Raw genomic sequence first — 16,242 nt, 5'->3', positions numbered from 1 at the left:
GGGGGAGGGATTGGCGGGCGCGCTTCGGCCGGTGTTGCGGCTGTGGTGAGTCGTTTAAGACGGTGACGCATGGAAATGGTCGAGCGTCACTCGCCTGGATGCAGGCGGTTGTTTCGGCCGCCGCGTTCGTTGAGTCGCACGGCAACCCAGCCGGCCAAGACGAAGCTCAACGGCAACACGATATAAAAGAAAATTTCCGTTCCGGTCATTGCAGACCTCCGAGAACACGTCGTGCAAACAAATGTAGTGCAATTGCTGCAAAAAGCCAAATCACGGTTCCGAGCAGGGGCGCCCAGGATAGCGCTGGCGCGGTTGCGGAATGGTTGGCGATGCCGACGGCCGGACCGATCAACCCGGCTGCGATACAGGCCGTCGAGGCGCGATCAAGCGCATTGGCCAGCAGCTCGGTGCGTTCGTTGTGGATGAGCGTCATGGCAGCGGTCGAGCGGATGTCTCTAAGGAGAGGAATTACTGACAGGCGGCACACAATAGAGCGCCAAAGCCCATGGAAAGCAACGCTGCCACGGTCAAACATAAATCTCAAACAAAAGGAAAAATGGTGGGCGATGACGGACTCGAACCGCCGACATCCTCGGTGTAAACGAGGCGCTCTACCAACTGAGCTAATCGCCCTAACGCTTGAGGCAGGTTGTCCCCGCCGCGTCGGTGGCCGTGATCTATGCGGATCGGCGAAAATCTGCAAGAGCGTTTGTGAAGTTTTTTTGTTTTTTTTAGCGGGTTGCACCGGCCGTAGTGCTGCAGTGCCTTGTTTGCCGGGCTTCTCGGCTCATGGGGAGGGGAGGGTGGAAACGGTGGAGGATTCCGTGCCGAAGCCGTATGCAAAACAATTTGCATTCCGTCACGGTTTTGTCTTCGATCACGCTTGACACCCATTCGCGAACCCCTTAGTTAGCCGCTCATCGACGGGCCACGGTTCGTCGGACAGGAGCGCTTGCCGCTCCCGTTTTCAAGATATGCGCGGGTGTAGCTCAGTTGGTTAGAGTGCCGGCCTGTCACGCCGGAGGTCGCGGGTTCGAGCCCCGTCACTCGCGCCATCTCTTGAAAGTTCTGTTTTGCTGCGGTTCGAACCTGGCTTTGCCGGTTCGTGTCGCAGACCGGATCGCAGAAATGTGATCCACAATGCGCGGGTGTAGCTCAGTTGGTTAGAGTGCCGGCCTGTCACGCCGGAGGTCGCGGGTTCGAGCCCCGTCACTCGCGCCATTTTCACCACAACCTCCCTGACATTCCTCAATTTTTATTGCGCCGCAACGGGATAATATGCCGATTTGCCGCGACACCCTTTTGACCGCCTGTTAAAGTCGCAGAGGTTGCGGGTGAAAAGCCCCGCCCGGTCTTGCGCAACCGCTCAGCCTGCGCTAACCACGGCTCTTAGCAACACTCTTTTCGGCTTGTTGGCTTCGGCCTGAAATGCCGCCCGGCATTCAATCAAGCGGGGATGGATATGATGACTGAACTGCTCAGTTCCTACCTTCCGATAGCAATTTTCATCGGTATCGCGCTGGTAATCGGCCTAGCTTTGCTGATCGCGCCCTTTGCCGTGGCCTTCAAGGCGCCGGACCCGGAAAAGCTTTCCGCGTTCGAATGCGGCTTCAATGCCTTCGACGACGCCCGCGTCAAATTCGACATCCGATTCTATCTGGTTTCGATTCTCTTCATCATCTTCGATCTGGAAGTCGCCTTCCTGTTTCCCTGGGCTGTGTCCTTCGGTGAAATCGGCTGGTTCGGCTTCTGGTCGATGATGGTGTTCCTCGGCGTCCTGACCATCGGCTTTATCTATGAATGGAAGAAGGGAGCCCTCGAATGGGAGTAGCCCCAGTGAACACGACCCTGGTTGCGCAGCAGCCCAAGGGGCTTGTGGATCCTTTGACCGGCAAGCCGGTCGGCAGCGACGATGCCTATTTCGGCGAGATCAACAATGAGCTCGCCGACAAGGGCTTTCTGGTCACCTCGACCGACGAGCTGATCACCTGGGCCCGCACCGGCTCGCTGATGTGGATGCAGTTCGGTCTGGCCTGTTGTGCCGTGGAAATGATGCAGGCCTCCATGCCGCGCTACGACATGGAACGCTTCGGCTTTGCGCCGCGCGCCTCACCGCGTCAGTCCGACGTGATGATCGTCGCCGGTACGCTGACCAACAAGATGGCGCCGGCCCTGCGCAAGGTCTATGACCAGATGCCGGAGCCCCGTTACGTGATCTCCATGGGCTCCTGCGCCAATGGCGGCGGCTACTATCACTATTCCTATTCCGTCGTGCGCGGTTGTGACCGTGTCGTGCCGGTCGATATCTATGTGCCGGGCTGTCCCCCCACGGCAGAGGCACTGATCTACGGTGTTCTCCTGCTGCAGAAGAAGATCCGCCGCACCGGAACGATCGAGCGCTAAGGGCAAAGGACAATACCATGAGTGAAGCCCTGAACGAGCTTGCGTCCTATCTCAAGGAGGCGCGAGGCTCGGTGATCTCCTCGACCGAGGTCAGCTATGGCGAGTTGACGCTGCTGACCACGCCGGCGGCCGTCATCGAATTGCTGACCTTCCTGCGCGACGACGTGCAATGCGGTTTCGTCTGCATCATCGATGTCTGCGGTGTCGACTGGCCGCAGCGCGAAAAGCGCTTCGATGTCGTCTACCACCTGCTGTCGCCGCGCCAGAACCTGCGCATCCGCGTCAAGCTGTCGGTGGCCGAAGATGAGCCGGTGCCCTCGGCAACCGCGGTCTATCCCGGTGCCGACTGGTTCGAGCGCGAAGCCTGGGACCTCTATGGCGTGATGTTCACCGGTCACCCTGACATGCGCCGCATCCTGACCGACTACGGTTTCGAAGGTCATCCGCTGCGCAAGGATTTTCCGACAACGGGTTTCGTGGAAGTGCGCTACGACGACAATGCCAAGCGCGTCATCTATGAGCCGGTCGAGCTGAAGCAGGAATTCCGGAATTTCGATTTTCTCTCGCCCTGGGAAGGCACGGATTATGTGCTGCCGGGCGACGAGAAGGCGGCCAAGTAGGGAAGCGGATTGCCATGACTGAACATAACGTCCGCAATTTCACCATCAACTTCGGCCCGGAACATCCCTCCGCGCACGGCGTGCTGCGTCTCGTTCTTGAACTGGACGGCGAAATCGTCGAGCGCGTCGATCCGCATATCGGCCTGCTGCATCGCGGCACCGAAAAGCTGATCGAGACCAAGACCTATCTACAGGCCGTTCCCTATTTCGACCGTCTCGACTATGTCGCGCCGATGAACCAGGAGCATGCCTTTGCCCTTGGCGTCGAAAAGCTGCTTGGCCTGGAGATCCCGATCCGCGGCCAGCTGATCCGCGTGCTTTATTCGGAAATCGGCCGTATTCTCAACCATCTGCTCAACGTCACCACCCAGGCCATGGACTGCGGCGCGCTGACGCCGCCGCTCTGGGGTTTCGAGGAACGCGAAAAGCTGATGGTGTTCTACGAGCGGGCCTGCGGCGCGCGCATGCATGCGGCCTATTTCCGGCCGGGCGGCGTGCATCAGGACCTGCCGCCGGAACTCGTCGACGATATCGACAAGTGGTGCGACCAGTTCCCGGCACGGCTCGCCGATATCGACAAGCTTCTGACCGGCAACCGCATCTTCAAGCAGCGCAACGTCGATATCGGCGTGGTCTCGCTGGAAGACGCCTGGGCCTGGGGTTTTTCCGGCGTCATGGTCCGCGGTTCCGGTGCGGCCTGGGATCTGCGCAAGTCGCAGCCCTACGAATGCTATTCGGATTTCGACTTCGACATCCCGGTCGGCCTGAACGGCGACTGCTATGATCGCTACCTGGTGCGCATGGAAGAGATGCGCCAGTCGGTACGCATCATGAAGCAGGCGCTGGCGCGGCTGAAGGGCGAGGCCAGAAGCGGTCCAGTGTCGTCGCTGGACGGCAAGGTCGTGCCGCCGAAGCGCGGCGAGATGAAGCGCTCGATGGAAGCCCTGATCCACCATTTCAAGCTCTATACCGAAGGCTATCACGTGCCGGCCGGCGAGGTTTATGCCGCGGTCGAAGCGCCCAAGGGCGAGTTTGGCGTCTATCTGGTTTCGGACGGCAGCAACAAGCCGTACCGGTGCAAGATCCGCGCTCCGGGCTATGCCCACCTGTCGGCCATGGATTTCCTGGGTCGCGGTCACATGCTCGCCGACATGGCGGCCCTGATCGGGTCCCTCGACATCGTGTTCGGAGAGGTGGACCGCTGATGCGATCTGGTCTGCTGGCCCTTGCTGTCGTGACATTTGCTGCCGGCGCCGTGGCGCAGGACAGTGACGTTTCGTCGAGCAGTTCGTCGGCAGACATGGCACAGCTCATCGATCAGGGATATGAGATCAAGGCCGCCGCCCCCAACGGCGCCAAGTTCGTCGTGTTCCTGCAGAAAGAAAAGTCGGCCTATGCCTGCGAGTTCGCCTCGGTGACGAATTCGCGGTGCAAAGCCATAAACTGAGATAAGGCGTGAGGAAGTATGTCCGTTCGTCGATTAGCCGAAGATCAATTCCAGCCTGCAGCTTTCTCCTTCAGTGAGGACAATGCGGCCTGGGCCGAGGCCACCATTCGCAAGTATCCGGAGGGCCGCCAGCAATCGGCGGTGATCCCGCTGCTGATGCGCGCCCAGGAGCAGGACGGCTGGGTGACGCGCTCGGCTATCGAGTTCGTCGCCGACAAGTTGTCCATGCCCTATATCCGCGTGCTGGAAGTCGCGACCTTCTATACGCAGTTCCAGCTGAAGCCGGTCGGCACGCGCGCCCATATCCAGGTCTGTGGCACCACGCCGTGCATGCTGCGCGGCGCCGAGGAGTTGATCAAGGTCTGCAAGAGCAAGATCCACGCCGAGCCCTTCGAGCGCAATGCCGACGGCACGCTGTCCTGGGAAGAGGTGGAGTGTCAGGGCGCCTGCGTCAACGCGCCGATGGTGATGATCTTCAAGGACAGCTACGAAGATCTCACGCCGACCCAGCTCGAGCACATCATCGATCGTTTTGAAGCAGGCAAGGGTGCCGACATCAAGCCCGGCCCGCAGGTCGACCGTGTCTATTCGGCCCCAGTTGGAGGACTGACCTCGCTGACCGAAGAGATCAAGCCGGTGAACACGCTGGATGTCCAGCCTGCGGCACCCGCGGCCTCCGTTCCGCCGGCCAATGCCGGTCGCCCGAATACGGCAGCCGACGAGACCAACCCGGCGCTGAAGACGCCGGCGACCGACAAGAAGGCTGCCGCTGCCAATGCCAAGGTATCCGGCGAGAATGCCGACAAGGCGGGCGACGCCGTGGTGACGACGGGCGAGGGATCGCCGTCCGCCAAGGCCGCCGCCGCGCCGAAGCCGTCGCTCGACGATCCGGCCCGTCCGGCCGGCATCGAGAAGCCCGCCACCGTCGACGACCTCAAGCTGATCTCGGGCGTCGGTCCGAAGATCGAAGGCACGCTGCACAGCCTCGGCATCTTCACCTTCGCTCAGGTGGCCGGCTGGACCAGTGCCGAGCGCGAGTGGGTCGACGGTTACCTGCGCTTCAGCGGCCGCATCGAGCGCGACGACTGGGTCAAGCAGGCCGAGGCGCTGGCCCGAGGCGGCGAAGCGGAATACATCAGGGTCTTCGGCAAGAAGCCACGGTAAGGGTTGAGACATGTTAAAAGATCAGGATCGCATCTTTACCAATATCTACGGCCTCAAGGACAAGTCCCTGAAGGGCGCGATGAGCCGCGGCCACTGGGACGGCACCAAGCAGATCCTTGAAAAGGGTCGCGACTGGATCATCAACGAGATGAAGGCGTCCGGCCTTCGCGGTCGTGGCGGCGCAGGCTTCCCGACCGGTCTCAAGTGGTCCTTCATGCCGAAGGAAAGCGACGGTCGGCCGCATTATCTGGTGGTCAATGCCGACGAATCCGAGCCCGGCACCTGCAAGGACCGCGACATCATGCGCCACGATCCGCATACGCTGATCGAAGGCTGTGTGATCGCCTCTTTCGCCATGGGCGCCAATGCCGCCTATATCTACGTTCGTGGCGAATACATGCGCGAGCGCGAAGCGCTGCAGGCTGCGATCGACGAATGCTATGATGCCGGTTTGCTGGGCAAAAACAACAAGCTCGGCTGGGACATGGAGATCTTTGTTCACCATGGCGCCGGTGCCTATATCTGCGGCGAGGAAACGGCCCTTCTCGAAAGCCTCGAAGGCAAGAAGGGCCAGCCGCGCCTGAAGCCGCCGTTCCCGGCCAATATGGGCCTCTACGGCTGCCCGACCACGGTCAACAACGTCGAGTCGATTGCGGTTGCCCCGACCATCCTGCGCCGCGGCGCCGGCTGGTTTTCCGGCATCGGCCGGCCCAACAATGTCGGCACCAAGCTGTTCATGGTCTCCGGCCATGTCAACCGTCCCTGCACGGTCGAAGAAGCGATGGGCATTCCCTTCCGCGAACTGATCGAAAAGCATTGCGGCGGCGTTCGCGGCGGTTTTGACAATCTGCTGGCCGTCATCCCCGGCGGCTCGTCCTGCCCGGTGGTCAAGGGTGAGAACATTCTCGACGCGCCGATGGATTTCGACGGCATGCGCGACGTGAAATCCTCGTTCGGCACCGCGGCGGTGATCGTCATGGACAAGTCCACCGATATCATCAAGGCCATCTGGCGCCTCTCGGCTTTCTACAAGCACGAGAGCTGCGGCCAATGCACGCCGTGCCGCGAAGGCACCGGCTGGATGATGCGCGTCATGGAGCGCATGGCCAAGGGCAACGCCCAGAAGCGCGAAATCGACATGCTGTTCGATGTGACCAAGCAAGTCGAAGGACACACGATCTGTGCGCTCGGCGATGCGGCCGCCTGGCCGATCCAGGGCCTGATCCGCAATTTCCGTCCCGAGATGGAAAAGCGCATCGACGAATATACCCGCAACGCCATGGCCCATGGCGTCGTTCTGGAAGCAGCCGAGTAAAGGAGCCGGTTTGATGGTCAAGGCATCGGATAAGACGAAGGACGGAGGTGCGCCCGAGACGGCTGACTTCAGCCGCGTCGCCGACGCGTTGAAGGACATGCCGGCCGTTCCGCTGCATCCGCTGATGGCCCACCCGGTTGCAGCCTTTGCGGCAGCAACGGCCATCGGTTTCGGATTTGCCACCCAGATGACCAGCGCCTTCTTCGGCTCCCTGCAAGGGGCGATGGAGGCAAGCAACAGGCTGGCCCGCAAGCCGGACGAAGCGATCGTCGAAGAGGATGCACCGGTCGAGGATCTGCCGGCGGAAAGCCCTGAGCCGGTAGCGGCTGTCGCAGCACCCGTAGCGGCCAAGCCCGTTGCGACGCCGAAGCCGGCCGCCAAGCCATCCGCCGCCAAGGCGCCTGTGGCAAGCCGCGTTGCCAAGGCGAAAGCCGCCCCTGCGGTAAAGCCCACGCCTGCTGCAAAGGCGGCGCCTAAGAGCGTGAAGACGGAAAAGGCCGCCGACAAGCCCACGGTTGCCAAGCCGGTTCAGGCCAAGGCCGAGCCAGCATCGCAAGCGCCGGAAAAGACCACGATGTCGAAGGCAAAGCCGGATGATCTGAAGAAGATTTCCGGGATCGGCCCGAAGGTAGAGCAGGTTCTGAACGGCATGGGCTATAGCCGCTATGCGGATATCGCCGCCTGGACCGAGGCCGATATTGCCAAGGTGGAAGAGACGCTCGGCTTTTCCGGCCGCGTCGGTCGCGATGACTGGGTCGGCCAGGCCAAGACACTGAAGGGGAGCAAGGGCTGATGCCGCTGCTGTCCCCGGACGCAAGATTATGGCGCAAGACCAACGACTCAGGCAAAGCCGGGTGGTGGGTTTCGCGGCTCGATGAATTGAACATGCACGGCAACAGCGATAAGGCCCCGGCCCCTTCGCAATTGCCGGAGGTTAAACTCTGGCAAATTACGCTCGGTGCGTGAGACAGGAAGGCGAATATGGCAAAGCTGAAAGTCGACGGTAAAGAGATCGAAGTTCCGGATCATTTCACGCTGTTGCAGGCGTGCGAGGAAGCCGGCGCCGAGGTCCCGCGCTTTTGTTTCCACGAACGGCTGTCGGTTGCCGGCAATTGCCGCATGTGCCTCGTCGAAGTGAAGGGTGGCCCGCCGAAGCCGGCGGCCTCCTGCGCCATGGGCGTGCGCGACGTGCGCGGCGGCCCGAATGGCGAATTGCCGGAGGTTTTCACCAATACGCCGATGGTCAAGAAGGCCCGCGAAGGCGTGATGGAATTCCTGCTGATCAACCATCCGCTGGATTGCCCGATCTGCGACCAGGGCGGCGAATGCGACCTGCAGGACCAGGCCATGGCCTTCGGTATCGACAGTTCGCGTTACACCGAGAACAAGCGCGCCGTCGAAGACAAGTATATCGGACCGCTGGTCAAGACCGTGATGAACCGCTGCATCCACTGCACGCGCTGCGTCCGCTTCAGCACGGAAGTGGCCGGCGTTGCCGAGCTGGGCCTGATCGGCCGCGGCGAGGATGCCGAGATCACCACCTATCTCGAGCAGGCCATGACCTCGGAGCTGCAGGGCAATGTCGTCGACCTCTGCCCGGTCGGCGCCCTGACCTCCAAGCCGTTTGCCTTCACCGCCCGTCCGTGGGAACTGGGCAAGACCGAATCGATCGACGTGATGGACGCGCTGGGTTCGGCGATCCGCGTCGATACCCGCGGCCGCGAAGTCATGCGCATCATGCCGCGCGTCAACGAACAGATCAACGAAGAGTGGATCTCCGACAAGAGCCGCTTCATCTGGGACGGCCTGAAGACCCAGCGTCTCGACCGGCCTTACGTGAAGAAGGACGGTCGCCTGCAGCCGGCCAGCTGGGCCGACGCCTTTGCCGCCATCAAGTCGGCCGTTTCTTCGACCAGCGGCGACAAGATCGGTGCCATTGCCGGCGACCTGGCCTCGGTCGAGGAAATGTATGCGTTGAAGGAACTGCTGAACGCGCTGGGGTCGGCCAATACCGACTGTCGCCAGGATGGCGCAGCCCTTGATCCGGCGCTCGGCCGCTCAAGCTACCTGTTCAACCCGACCATCGAAGGCATCGAGGCTGCTGACGCGCTGCTGATCGTCGGCGCCAATCCGCGCTATGAGGCCTCGGTGCTCAACGCTCGCATCCGCAAGCGCTGGCGGCGCGGCGGCTTCCCGATCGGCGTGATCGGTGAAGCCGGCGAACTGCGCTACGACTACAGCTATCTCGGCGCCGGTCCGGACAGCCTGTCCGAACTGATCGCTGGCAGCGGTGCCTTCTTCGAGGTGCTGAAGAATGCCAAGAACCCGATGATCATCATCGGGCAGGGCGCGCTGGCGCGCGCCGATGGCGCAGATATTCTGGCCAGCGTCGCCCAGCTGGCGCAAGCCGTGGGTGCGGTCACCGAAAGCTGGAACGGCTTTGCCGTCCTGCATTCGGCCGCATCCCGCGTCGGCGGCCTCGATCTCGGCTTCGTGCCGGGCGACAAGGGGCTGGCCGCGGCAGAGATGCTGAGCGGCATGGACGTGCTGTTCCTGCTGGGCGCCGACGAGCTGGATTTCGCCACCAAGGGCGCGAAGTTCACCGTCTATATCGGCTCGCACGGCGACCAGGGCGCCCATAACGCCGACGTCATCCTGCCGGGCGCGACCTATACCGAGAAGTCGGGCATCTGGGTCAATACCGAAGGCCGCGTCCAGATGGGCAACCGCGCCGGTTTCGCGCCGGGCGAAGCCCGCGAAGACTGGGCGATCATCCGCGCCCTGTCGGACGTCTTGGGCAAGAAACTGCCCTTCGATTCGCTGCAGGCTCTGCGTGCCAAACTCTATGCGGCTTACCCGCATTTCGCAGCCATCGACGAGATCGCGACAGGCGATAGCGGCGAAATTGCCGCGCTTGCGAAAAAAGCCGGGAAGATGGGCAAATCCGGGTTTGCGTCGACGGTCAAAGACTTCTATTTGACGAACCCGATAGCGCGCGCTTCGGCGGTCATGGCCGAGTGCTCGGCATTGGCCCGCAACAATTTCCAGGCTGCGGCAGAGTAAGGGCAGGGGACCATGGACACCTTCGTTTCGACCTATGTCTGGCCCGCGGCCATCATGATCGGCCAGTCTCTTTTGCTGCTGGTCGCGCTGCTTGTTTTCATCGCCTATATCCTCCTTGCCGACCGCAAGATCTGGGCTGCCGTCCAGATGCGCCGCGGCCCGAACGTCGTCGGTCCGTGGGGGCTGTTCCAGTCCTTTGCCGACCTTTTGAAGTTCGTCTTCAAGGAGCCGATCATCCCGGCCGGCGCCAACAAGGGCGTCTTCCTTCTGGCGCCGCTGGTCTCCGTGACGCTGGCGCTTGCCACCTGGGCCGTCGTGCCGCTCGCCGATGGCTGGGTGATCTCCAATATCAATGTCGGCGTCCTCTACATTTTCGCGATCTCCTCGCTGGAGATCTACGGCATCATCATGGGCGGCTGGGCTTCCAATTCGAAGTACCCGTTTCTCGGCGCGCTGCGTTCGGCAGCCCAGATGGTGTCCTATGAAGTGTCGATCGGCTTCGTCATCGTCACCGTGCTGCTCTGCGTCGGTTCGCTGAACCTGACCGATATCGTCAATGCCCAGCAGGACGGCCTCGGCACGATGATGGGCCTGCCGGCCTCGTTCCTCGACTGGCACTGGCTGTCGCTGTTTCCGATGTTCGTCATCTTCTTCATTTCGTCGCTTGCCGAGACCAACCGTCCACCTTTCGACCTTCCGGAAGCCGAATCGGAACTGGTTGCCGGCTTCATGGTCGAATACGGCTCGTCGCCGTACATGATGTTCATGCTCGCCGAATATGCCGCCATCGTGCTGATGTGTGCGCTGATGACGATCATGTTCCTCGGCGGATGGCTGCCGCCGGTCGACGTGTGGTTCCTGAATTGGGTACCGGGCATCTTCTGGTTCGTGCTGAAGGCATCCATGGTGTTCTTCATGTTCGCCATGGTGAAAGCCTTCGTGCCGCGCTATCGCTACGACCAGTTGATGCGTCTGGGCTGGAAGGTCTTCCTGCCGCTGTCGCTCGCCATGGTCGTCATTGTTGCATTCGTGCTGAAGCTGATGGGATGGGCGTGATCATGACCGTTCCTTCTTGCCGCAGATTTGGAGGTTGAAGATGGCTAGTCTCTCCCAGGCAGTCAGTTCCCTGTTCCTGAAAGAGTTCGTCGGCGCGTTCTTCCTGTCGATGCGCTACTTCTTCGCCCCCAAGGCGACGATCAACTATCCGTTCGAAAAAGGGCCGATCAGCCCGCGTTTTCGTGGCGAGCATGCCTTGCGCCGCTATCCGAACGGCGAGGAACGCTGCATCGCCTGCAAGCTGTGCGAGGCCATCTGTCCTGCCCAGGCCATCACCATCGAGGCCGGGCCGCGCCGCAACGACGGCACGCGCCGCACGGTGCGTTATGATATCGACATGGTGAAGTGCATTTATTGCGGTTTCTGCCAGGAAGCCTGCCCGGTCGACGCGATCGTCGAAGGTCCGAATTTCGAATTCGCGACCGAGACCCGCGAAGAGCTCTATTTCGACAAGGCCCGCCTGCTCGAAAACGGCGACCGCTGGGAACGGGAAATCGCACGCAATATCGCATTGGACTCGCCTTACCGCTGATCCGAAGCGAACGAACGTCTGGGCGGGACGTGCAGCCGCAAAGGCTCCGCCCGGATACGGGATTGAAACGAAGTGCCGACCGTTAAGGGATATCGGCGGCACTTTATCGGATGGCGCGCAAGGCTCCGTCCGGGGGAAGATGAAAAGGCACCAACATGGGTCTTCAGGCTCTCTTTTTCTATCTGTTCGCCTTCGTCGCAGTGGCTTCGGCGTTCATGGTCATTTCGGCGCGCAATCCGGTTCATTCCGTATTGTTCCTGATCCTGACCTTCTTCAACGCCGCCGGACTGTTCCTGCTGACGGGCGCTGAATTCCTGGCGATGATCCTGCTGGTCGTCTATATCGGCGCCGTGGCGGTTCTCTTCCTGTTCGTGGTGATGATGCTCGACATCGATTTCAACGAGCTGCGGTCCGGAGCGCTGAAATATGCACCGATCGGTGCCCTGGTCGGCTTGATCGTCGCGGCCGAACTGGTGGTGGTGATCGGCGGCAGCGCCATTTCGCCGCAGGCGGCCAAGGCCATCACCATGCCGATCCCGTCTCCGGTCGAGCGCGAAAACACCGCGGCTCTCGGCGACGTGCTCTACACCCACTACGTCTTCTACTTCCAGATCGCCGGTCTCGTGCTTCTGGTGGCGATGATTGGCGCGATCGTGCTGACGCTGCGTCATCGGGTGAACGTCAAGCGCCAGGATATTTCGAAACAGGTTGCCCGCAACCCTGCGACCGGCGTCAAGGTCGTCAAGGTCAAGCCGGGCCAGGGCGTATGAGCCGCCAGCAAGAGGTCAAGGAACACTAAAATGGAAATCGGACTTTCCCATTACCTCACCGTCAGTGCGTTGCTCTTCATGCTGGGCGTTTTCGGCATCTTCCTCAATCGCAAGAACATCATCGTCATTTTGATGTCGGTCGAACTGATCCTGCTGGCCGTCAATGTGAACATGGTGGCGTTCTCGTCCTTCCTGAACGACATCGTCGGCCAGGTCTTCGCCTTGTTCATTCTGACCGTTGCGGCCGCGGAAGCGGCCATCGGCCTTGCAATACTCGTTGTCTTCTATCGCAATCGCGGATCGATCGCCGTTGAAGACGTCAATATGATGAAGGGCTGACACGGCTATGATAGTGTACAAGGCAATTGTCTTCCTTCCCTTGATCGGCGCGCTGATCGCCGGCCTGTTCGGCCGTCAGATCGGTGCCAAGGCCTCCGAATACATCACCAGCGGCCTGATGATCCTGACTGCCATCCTGTCCTGGGTGGTGTTCCTGCAGGTCGGCTTTGGCGAACATGCCGAAGGCCACGACGTGATCAAGGTGGCACTGTTCCGCTGGATCCAGTCGGGCGGCATCGACGTCGAATGGTCGCTGCGCATCGACACGCTGACCGCCGTCATGCTGGTGGTGGTCAACACCGTCTCGACGCTGGTCCACGTCTATTCGATCGGCTACATGCACCACGATCCGCATCGGCCGCGCTTCTTTGCCTATCTGTCGCTCTTCACCTTCGCCATGCTGATGCTGGTGACCGCCGACAACCTGCTGCAGATGTTCTTCGGCTGGGAAGGCGTCGGCCTTGCCTCCTACCTGCTGATCGGCTTCTGGTTCAAGAAGCCGTCGGCAACGGCGGCCGCCATGAAGGCCTTCATCGTCAACCGCGTCGGCGACTTCGGATTCATCCTCGGCATTGGCGGCGTGTTCGTGCTGTTCGGCTCGATCAATTTCGAAACGATCTTTGCCGCCGCCCAGACCTATCTGCCGGCCGAAGGGGCTGCGACCAGCGAAGCGGTGATCAACCTGTTCGGCATGCAGCTCGACAAGGGCCATGCCATCACCGCCGTCTGCCTGCTGCTGTTCATGGGTGCCATGGGCAAGTCGGCGCAGTTCCTGCTGCACACCTGGCTGCCGGACGCCATGGAAGGCCCGACCCCGGTCTCGGCCCTCATCCATGCCGCGACCATGGTCACCGCCGGCGTCTTCCTCGTCGCCCGCATGTCGCCGCTGTTCGAACTGTCGCCCGATGCCCTGACCGTCGTCACGGTCATCGGCGCCATCACCGCCTTCTTTGCCGCGACCGTCGGCCTGGTCCAGAACGACATCAAGCGCGTCATCGCTTATTCGACCTGTTCGCAGCTTGGTTATATGTTCGTGGCGCTCGGCGTCGGCGCCTATGGCGGCGCCGTGTTCCATCTGTTCACGCATGCCTTCTTCAAGGCGCTCCTGTTCCTGTGCGCCGGCTCGGTCATCCATGCCGTCGATGGCGAACAGGACATGCGCTACATGGGCGGCCTGCGTCCGCACATCAAGGTCACCTTCTGGATGATGCTGCTGGGCACCCTTGCCATTACCGGCGTCGGTATCCCGGGCACGATGTTCGGCTTTGCCGGTTTCTTCTCGAAGGACGTCATCATCGAATCGGCCTACGCCTCCCATTCGGCGGTATCGGGCTTTGCCTTCACCCTGCTGGTCATCGCGGCTCTGTTCACCAGCTTCTATTCCTGGCGCCTGATGTTCATGACCTTCTTCGGCAAGCCGCGCGCTTCCGCCGATGTCATGCACCATGTGCACGAATCGCCGATGGTCATGCTTTTGCCGCTGGGCTTGCTGGCCGTTGGTGCCGTATTGGCCGGCGTCGTATTCGAGGGCTACTTCTTCGGCCATGAGTACGAGCATTTCTGGAAGGCCGCCCTGTTTACCTCGGCCGAGAACGAGATTCTCGAAGAGTTCCACCACGTCCCGCTCTGGGTGAAGTGGAGCCCGTTCTTCGCCATGCTGGTCGGCTTCGTGACCGCCTGGTACATGTACATCAAGTCGCCCTCGACGCCGAAGGTGCTGGCAAGCCAGCATCGGGTTCTCTACCAGTTCCTGCTCAACAAGTGGTATTTCGACGAACTCTACGACTTCCTCTTCGTCCGCTCGGCCAAGGCGCTTGGCCGCTTCCTGTGGAAGAAGGGTGATGTCGGGGTCATCGATGCCTATGGCCCGAACGGTATAGCCGCCGGCGTTTCCGGCCTGACCCAGCGCGTCGTCCGCCTGCAGTCCGGCTACCTCTATCACTACGCCTTTGTGATGCTCATCGGCATCGCGGCGCTCGTTACCTGGATGATGCTCGGGAGTTCCTTCTGATGACCGATTGGCCCATACTCTCAGCGGTCACCTTCCTGCCTTTGGTGGGCGTAGCGCTCTTGCTGCTGACCCGCGAAGACAGCGCGTTCGGACGCCGCAACATCCTCAACGTCGCGCTGCTGACGACGGTGTTCACCTTCGTGGTCTCGCTTTTCATCTGGATGGGCTTCGACAATTCCGACGCCGGCTTCCAGATGGTCGAGAAAAAGGAATGGCTGAACACCGGTATCTCCTACCATCTCGGCGTCGACGGCATTTCCATGCTGTTCGTCGTTCTGACCACCTTCCTGATGCCGATATGCGTTCTGGCCAGCTGGACCTCGGTGACGGTGCGGATCAAGGACTACATGATCGCCTTCCTGATCCTGGAAACCATGATGATCGGCGTGTTCGTCTCGCTCGATATCGTGCTGTTCTACGTGTTCTTCGAAGCCGGCCTCATTCCGATGTTCATCATCATCGGCGTCTGGGGCGGCAAGGACCGCGTCTATGCCTCCTACAAGTTCTTCCTCTACACACTGCTCGGCTCCGTGCTGATGCTGCTGGCCATCATGGCCATGTACTGGGATGCCGGCACGACCGATATCCCGGCGCTGCTCGCTCATGATTTCCCGCCGCAGATGCAGACCTGGCTCTGGCTGGCCTTCTTCGCCTCCTTTGCGGTGAAGATGCCGATGTGGCCGGTGCACACCTGGTTGCCGGACGCCCACGTGCAGGCGCCGACCGCAGGCTCGGTCATCCTGGCCGGCATCCTGCTGAAGCTCGGCGGCTACGGTCTGCTGCGCTTCTCGCTGCCGATGTTCCCGCTGGCGTCCGATTTCTTCGCGCCGATGGTCTTCGCCCTGTCCGTCATCGCCATCATCTACACCTCGCTGGTGGCCATGATGCAGGACGACATGAAGAAACTGATCGCCTATTCGTCGGTCGCCCACATGGGCTATGTCACGATGGGGATCTTCGCCGCCAATACCCAGGGCGTGCAAGGCTCGATCTTCCAGATGATCAGCCACGGCTTCGTTGCCAGCGCGCTGTTCCTCTGCGTCGGCGTCATCTACGACCGCATGCATACCCGCGAGATTTCCGCCTATGGCGGCCTTGCCAACAACATGCCGAAATACGCCTTCGCCTTCATGATCTTCACCATGGCCAATGTCGGTCTTCCCGGCACGTCTGGCTTCATCGGCGAATTCCTGACGCTGATCGGCGTGTTCCGCGCCAATACCTGGGTGGCTCTGTTTGCCGCCACCGGCGTCATCCTGTCGGCGGCCTATGCGCTCTGGCTCTATCGTCGCGTTGTCTTCGGTCCGCTCGAGAAGGAAAGCCTCAAGGCGCTGCTCGATCTGTCGCCGCGCGAACAGGTCATTCTCTACCCGCTGATTGCCCTGACGATCTTCTTCGGCTTCTATCCGGCACCGATCAATGACGTGACCGCGGCCTCCGTGGACGCGCTCCTCAACCACTACTCCGCAGCCCTGCAGGCGGCGCAATCCGTTGCGCTCTCGGTGAACTGACGACGGGATAT

Annotated in this window: 18 protein-coding genes and 3 tRNA genes; 18 read left to right on the top strand and 3 right to left on the bottom strand. The window is 61.2% G+C overall.

All coding sequences use genetic code 11. The features are described 5' to 3' along the window. Window positions 1-86 precede the first annotated feature (86 nt). The 3 genes from HFC70_RS27135 to HFC70_RS10620 form a co-directional block, all read right to left on the bottom strand. Window positions 87-209, bottom strand: coding sequence for a hypothetical protein (locus tag HFC70_RS27135; protein ID WP_256368916.1), 123 nt, complete (start codon window positions 207-209; stop codon window positions 87-89). Next, the gene (locus HFC70_RS10625) at window positions 206-433 is read right to left on the bottom strand and encodes a hypothetical protein (protein WP_168473197.1); all 228 of its coding nucleotides are present in this window, start codon (window positions 431-433) and stop codon (window positions 206-208) included. Before HFC70_RS10625 ends, HFC70_RS27135 begins: the two co-directional genes overlap by 4 nt. Before the next feature lie 124 nt (window positions 434-557). Next, window positions 558-633 (bottom strand) — tRNA-Val (locus HFC70_RS10620). Window positions 634-978: 345 nt separating this feature from the next. On the opposite strand from HFC70_RS10620, the gene HFC70_RS10615 reads away from it, so the two are divergent. The 18 genes from HFC70_RS10615 (at window position 979) to HFC70_RS10530 (ending at window position 16,231) form a co-directional block, all read left to right on the top strand. Next, a tRNA-Asp gene (locus HFC70_RS10615) sits at window positions 979-1,055 on the top strand. Window positions 1,056-1,144: 89 nt separating this feature from the next. Next, a tRNA-Asp gene (locus HFC70_RS10610) sits at window positions 1,145-1,221 on the top strand. A gap of 244 nt (window positions 1,222-1,465) precedes the next feature. Next, a complete protein-coding gene (locus HFC70_RS10605) occupies window positions 1,466-1,831 on the top strand; it encodes an NADH-quinone oxidoreductase subunit A (RefSeq protein WP_168473196.1) in 366 nt (121 codons plus the stop codon). Beyond that, complete coding sequence (locus HFC70_RS10600) at window positions 1,822-2,403, top strand: NADH-quinone oxidoreductase subunit B family protein (protein WP_168473195.1); 582 nt, start codon at window positions 1,822-1,824, stop codon at window positions 2,401-2,403. The genes HFC70_RS10605 and HFC70_RS10600 overlap by 10 nt, the downstream gene beginning before the upstream one ends. 17 nt (window positions 2,404-2,420) lie before the next feature. Then, window positions 2,421-3,023, top strand: a complete 603-nt coding sequence (locus HFC70_RS10595; RefSeq protein WP_168473194.1) for an NADH-quinone oxidoreductase subunit C — start codon at window positions 2,421-2,423, stop codon at window positions 3,021-3,023. 14 nt (window positions 3,024-3,037) lie between these two features. Further along, window positions 3,038-4,228 carry an NADH-quinone oxidoreductase subunit D gene (locus tag HFC70_RS10590; RefSeq protein ID WP_168473193.1) on the top strand — a complete coding sequence of 397 codons (1,191 nt, stop codon included), beginning with the start codon at window positions 3,038-3,040 and terminating at the stop codon, window positions 4,226-4,228. Further along, a complete protein-coding gene (locus tag HFC70_RS10585; RefSeq protein WP_168473192.1) occupies window positions 4,228-4,470 on the top strand; it encodes a hypothetical protein in 243 nt (80 codons plus the stop codon). The genes HFC70_RS10590 and HFC70_RS10585 overlap by 1 nt, the downstream gene beginning before the upstream one ends. An 18-nt stretch (window positions 4,471-4,488) precedes the next feature. Continuing rightward, a complete protein-coding gene (nuoE, locus tag HFC70_RS10580; protein WP_168473191.1) occupies window positions 4,489-5,634 on the top strand; it encodes an NADH-quinone oxidoreductase subunit NuoE in 1,146 nt (381 codons plus the stop codon). Window positions 5,635-5,644: 10 nt separating this feature from the next. After that, window positions 5,645-6,949, top strand: coding sequence for an NADH-quinone oxidoreductase subunit NuoF (gene nuoF / locus HFC70_RS10575; protein ID WP_168473190.1), 1,305 nt, complete (start codon window positions 5,645-5,647; stop codon window positions 6,947-6,949). Window positions 6,950-6,962: 13 nt separating this feature from the next. Then, on the top strand, window positions 6,963-7,742 hold the full coding sequence (locus HFC70_RS10570) for a 5' DNA nuclease (protein ID WP_168473189.1): 780 nt from the start codon (window positions 6,963-6,965) through the stop codon (window positions 7,740-7,742). Then, window positions 7,742-7,915 carry a hypothetical protein gene (locus tag HFC70_RS10565; RefSeq protein ID WP_168473188.1) on the top strand — a complete coding sequence of 58 codons (174 nt, stop codon included), beginning with the start codon at window positions 7,742-7,744 and terminating at the stop codon, window positions 7,913-7,915. The genes HFC70_RS10570 and HFC70_RS10565 overlap by 1 nt, the downstream gene beginning before the upstream one ends. A gap of 15 nt (window positions 7,916-7,930) precedes the next feature. Continuing rightward, complete coding sequence (gene nuoG, locus HFC70_RS10560) at window positions 7,931-10,012, top strand: NADH-quinone oxidoreductase subunit NuoG (RefSeq protein WP_168473187.1); 2,082 nt, start codon at window positions 7,931-7,933, stop codon at window positions 10,010-10,012. Between the two features lie 12 nt (window positions 10,013-10,024). Next, a complete protein-coding gene (nuoH, locus tag HFC70_RS10555) occupies window positions 10,025-11,068 on the top strand; it encodes an NADH-quinone oxidoreductase subunit NuoH (protein WP_168473186.1) in 1,044 nt (347 codons plus the stop codon). Between the two features lie 40 nt (window positions 11,069-11,108). Further along, entirely contained in the window at window positions 11,109-11,600 is a 492-nt protein-coding gene (nuoI, locus tag HFC70_RS10550; protein ID WP_168473185.1) for an NADH-quinone oxidoreductase subunit NuoI, read from the top strand. Window positions 11,601-11,755: 155 nt separating this feature from the next. Continuing rightward, window positions 11,756-12,370, top strand: a complete 615-nt coding sequence (locus HFC70_RS10545; protein ID WP_168473184.1) for an NADH-quinone oxidoreductase subunit J — start codon at window positions 11,756-11,758, stop codon at window positions 12,368-12,370. A 30-nt stretch (window positions 12,371-12,400) separates the two neighbouring features. Next, complete coding sequence (gene nuoK, locus HFC70_RS10540; RefSeq protein WP_168473183.1) at window positions 12,401-12,709, top strand: NADH-quinone oxidoreductase subunit NuoK; 309 nt, start codon at window positions 12,401-12,403, stop codon at window positions 12,707-12,709. A 7-nt stretch (window positions 12,710-12,716) separates the two neighbouring features. Continuing rightward, entirely contained in the window at window positions 12,717-14,720 is a 2,004-nt protein-coding gene (gene nuoL, locus HFC70_RS10535) for an NADH-quinone oxidoreductase subunit L (protein ID WP_168473182.1), read from the top strand. Further along, window positions 14,720-16,231, top strand: a complete 1,512-nt coding sequence (locus HFC70_RS10530) for an NADH-quinone oxidoreductase subunit M (RefSeq protein ID WP_168473181.1) — start codon at window positions 14,720-14,722, stop codon at window positions 16,229-16,231. Before nuoL ends, HFC70_RS10530 begins: the two co-directional genes overlap by 1 nt. Window positions 16,232-16,242 lie beyond the last annotated feature (11 nt).

It is taken from the genome of Agrobacterium sp. a22-2, from assembly GCF_012276985.1.
Taxonomy (GTDB): domain Bacteria; phylum Pseudomonadota; class Alphaproteobacteria; order Rhizobiales; family Rhizobiaceae; genus Allorhizobium.
Note: the sequence above shows the minus strand (reverse complement) of the source record. Positions and strands in the feature narration are given on the sequence as shown.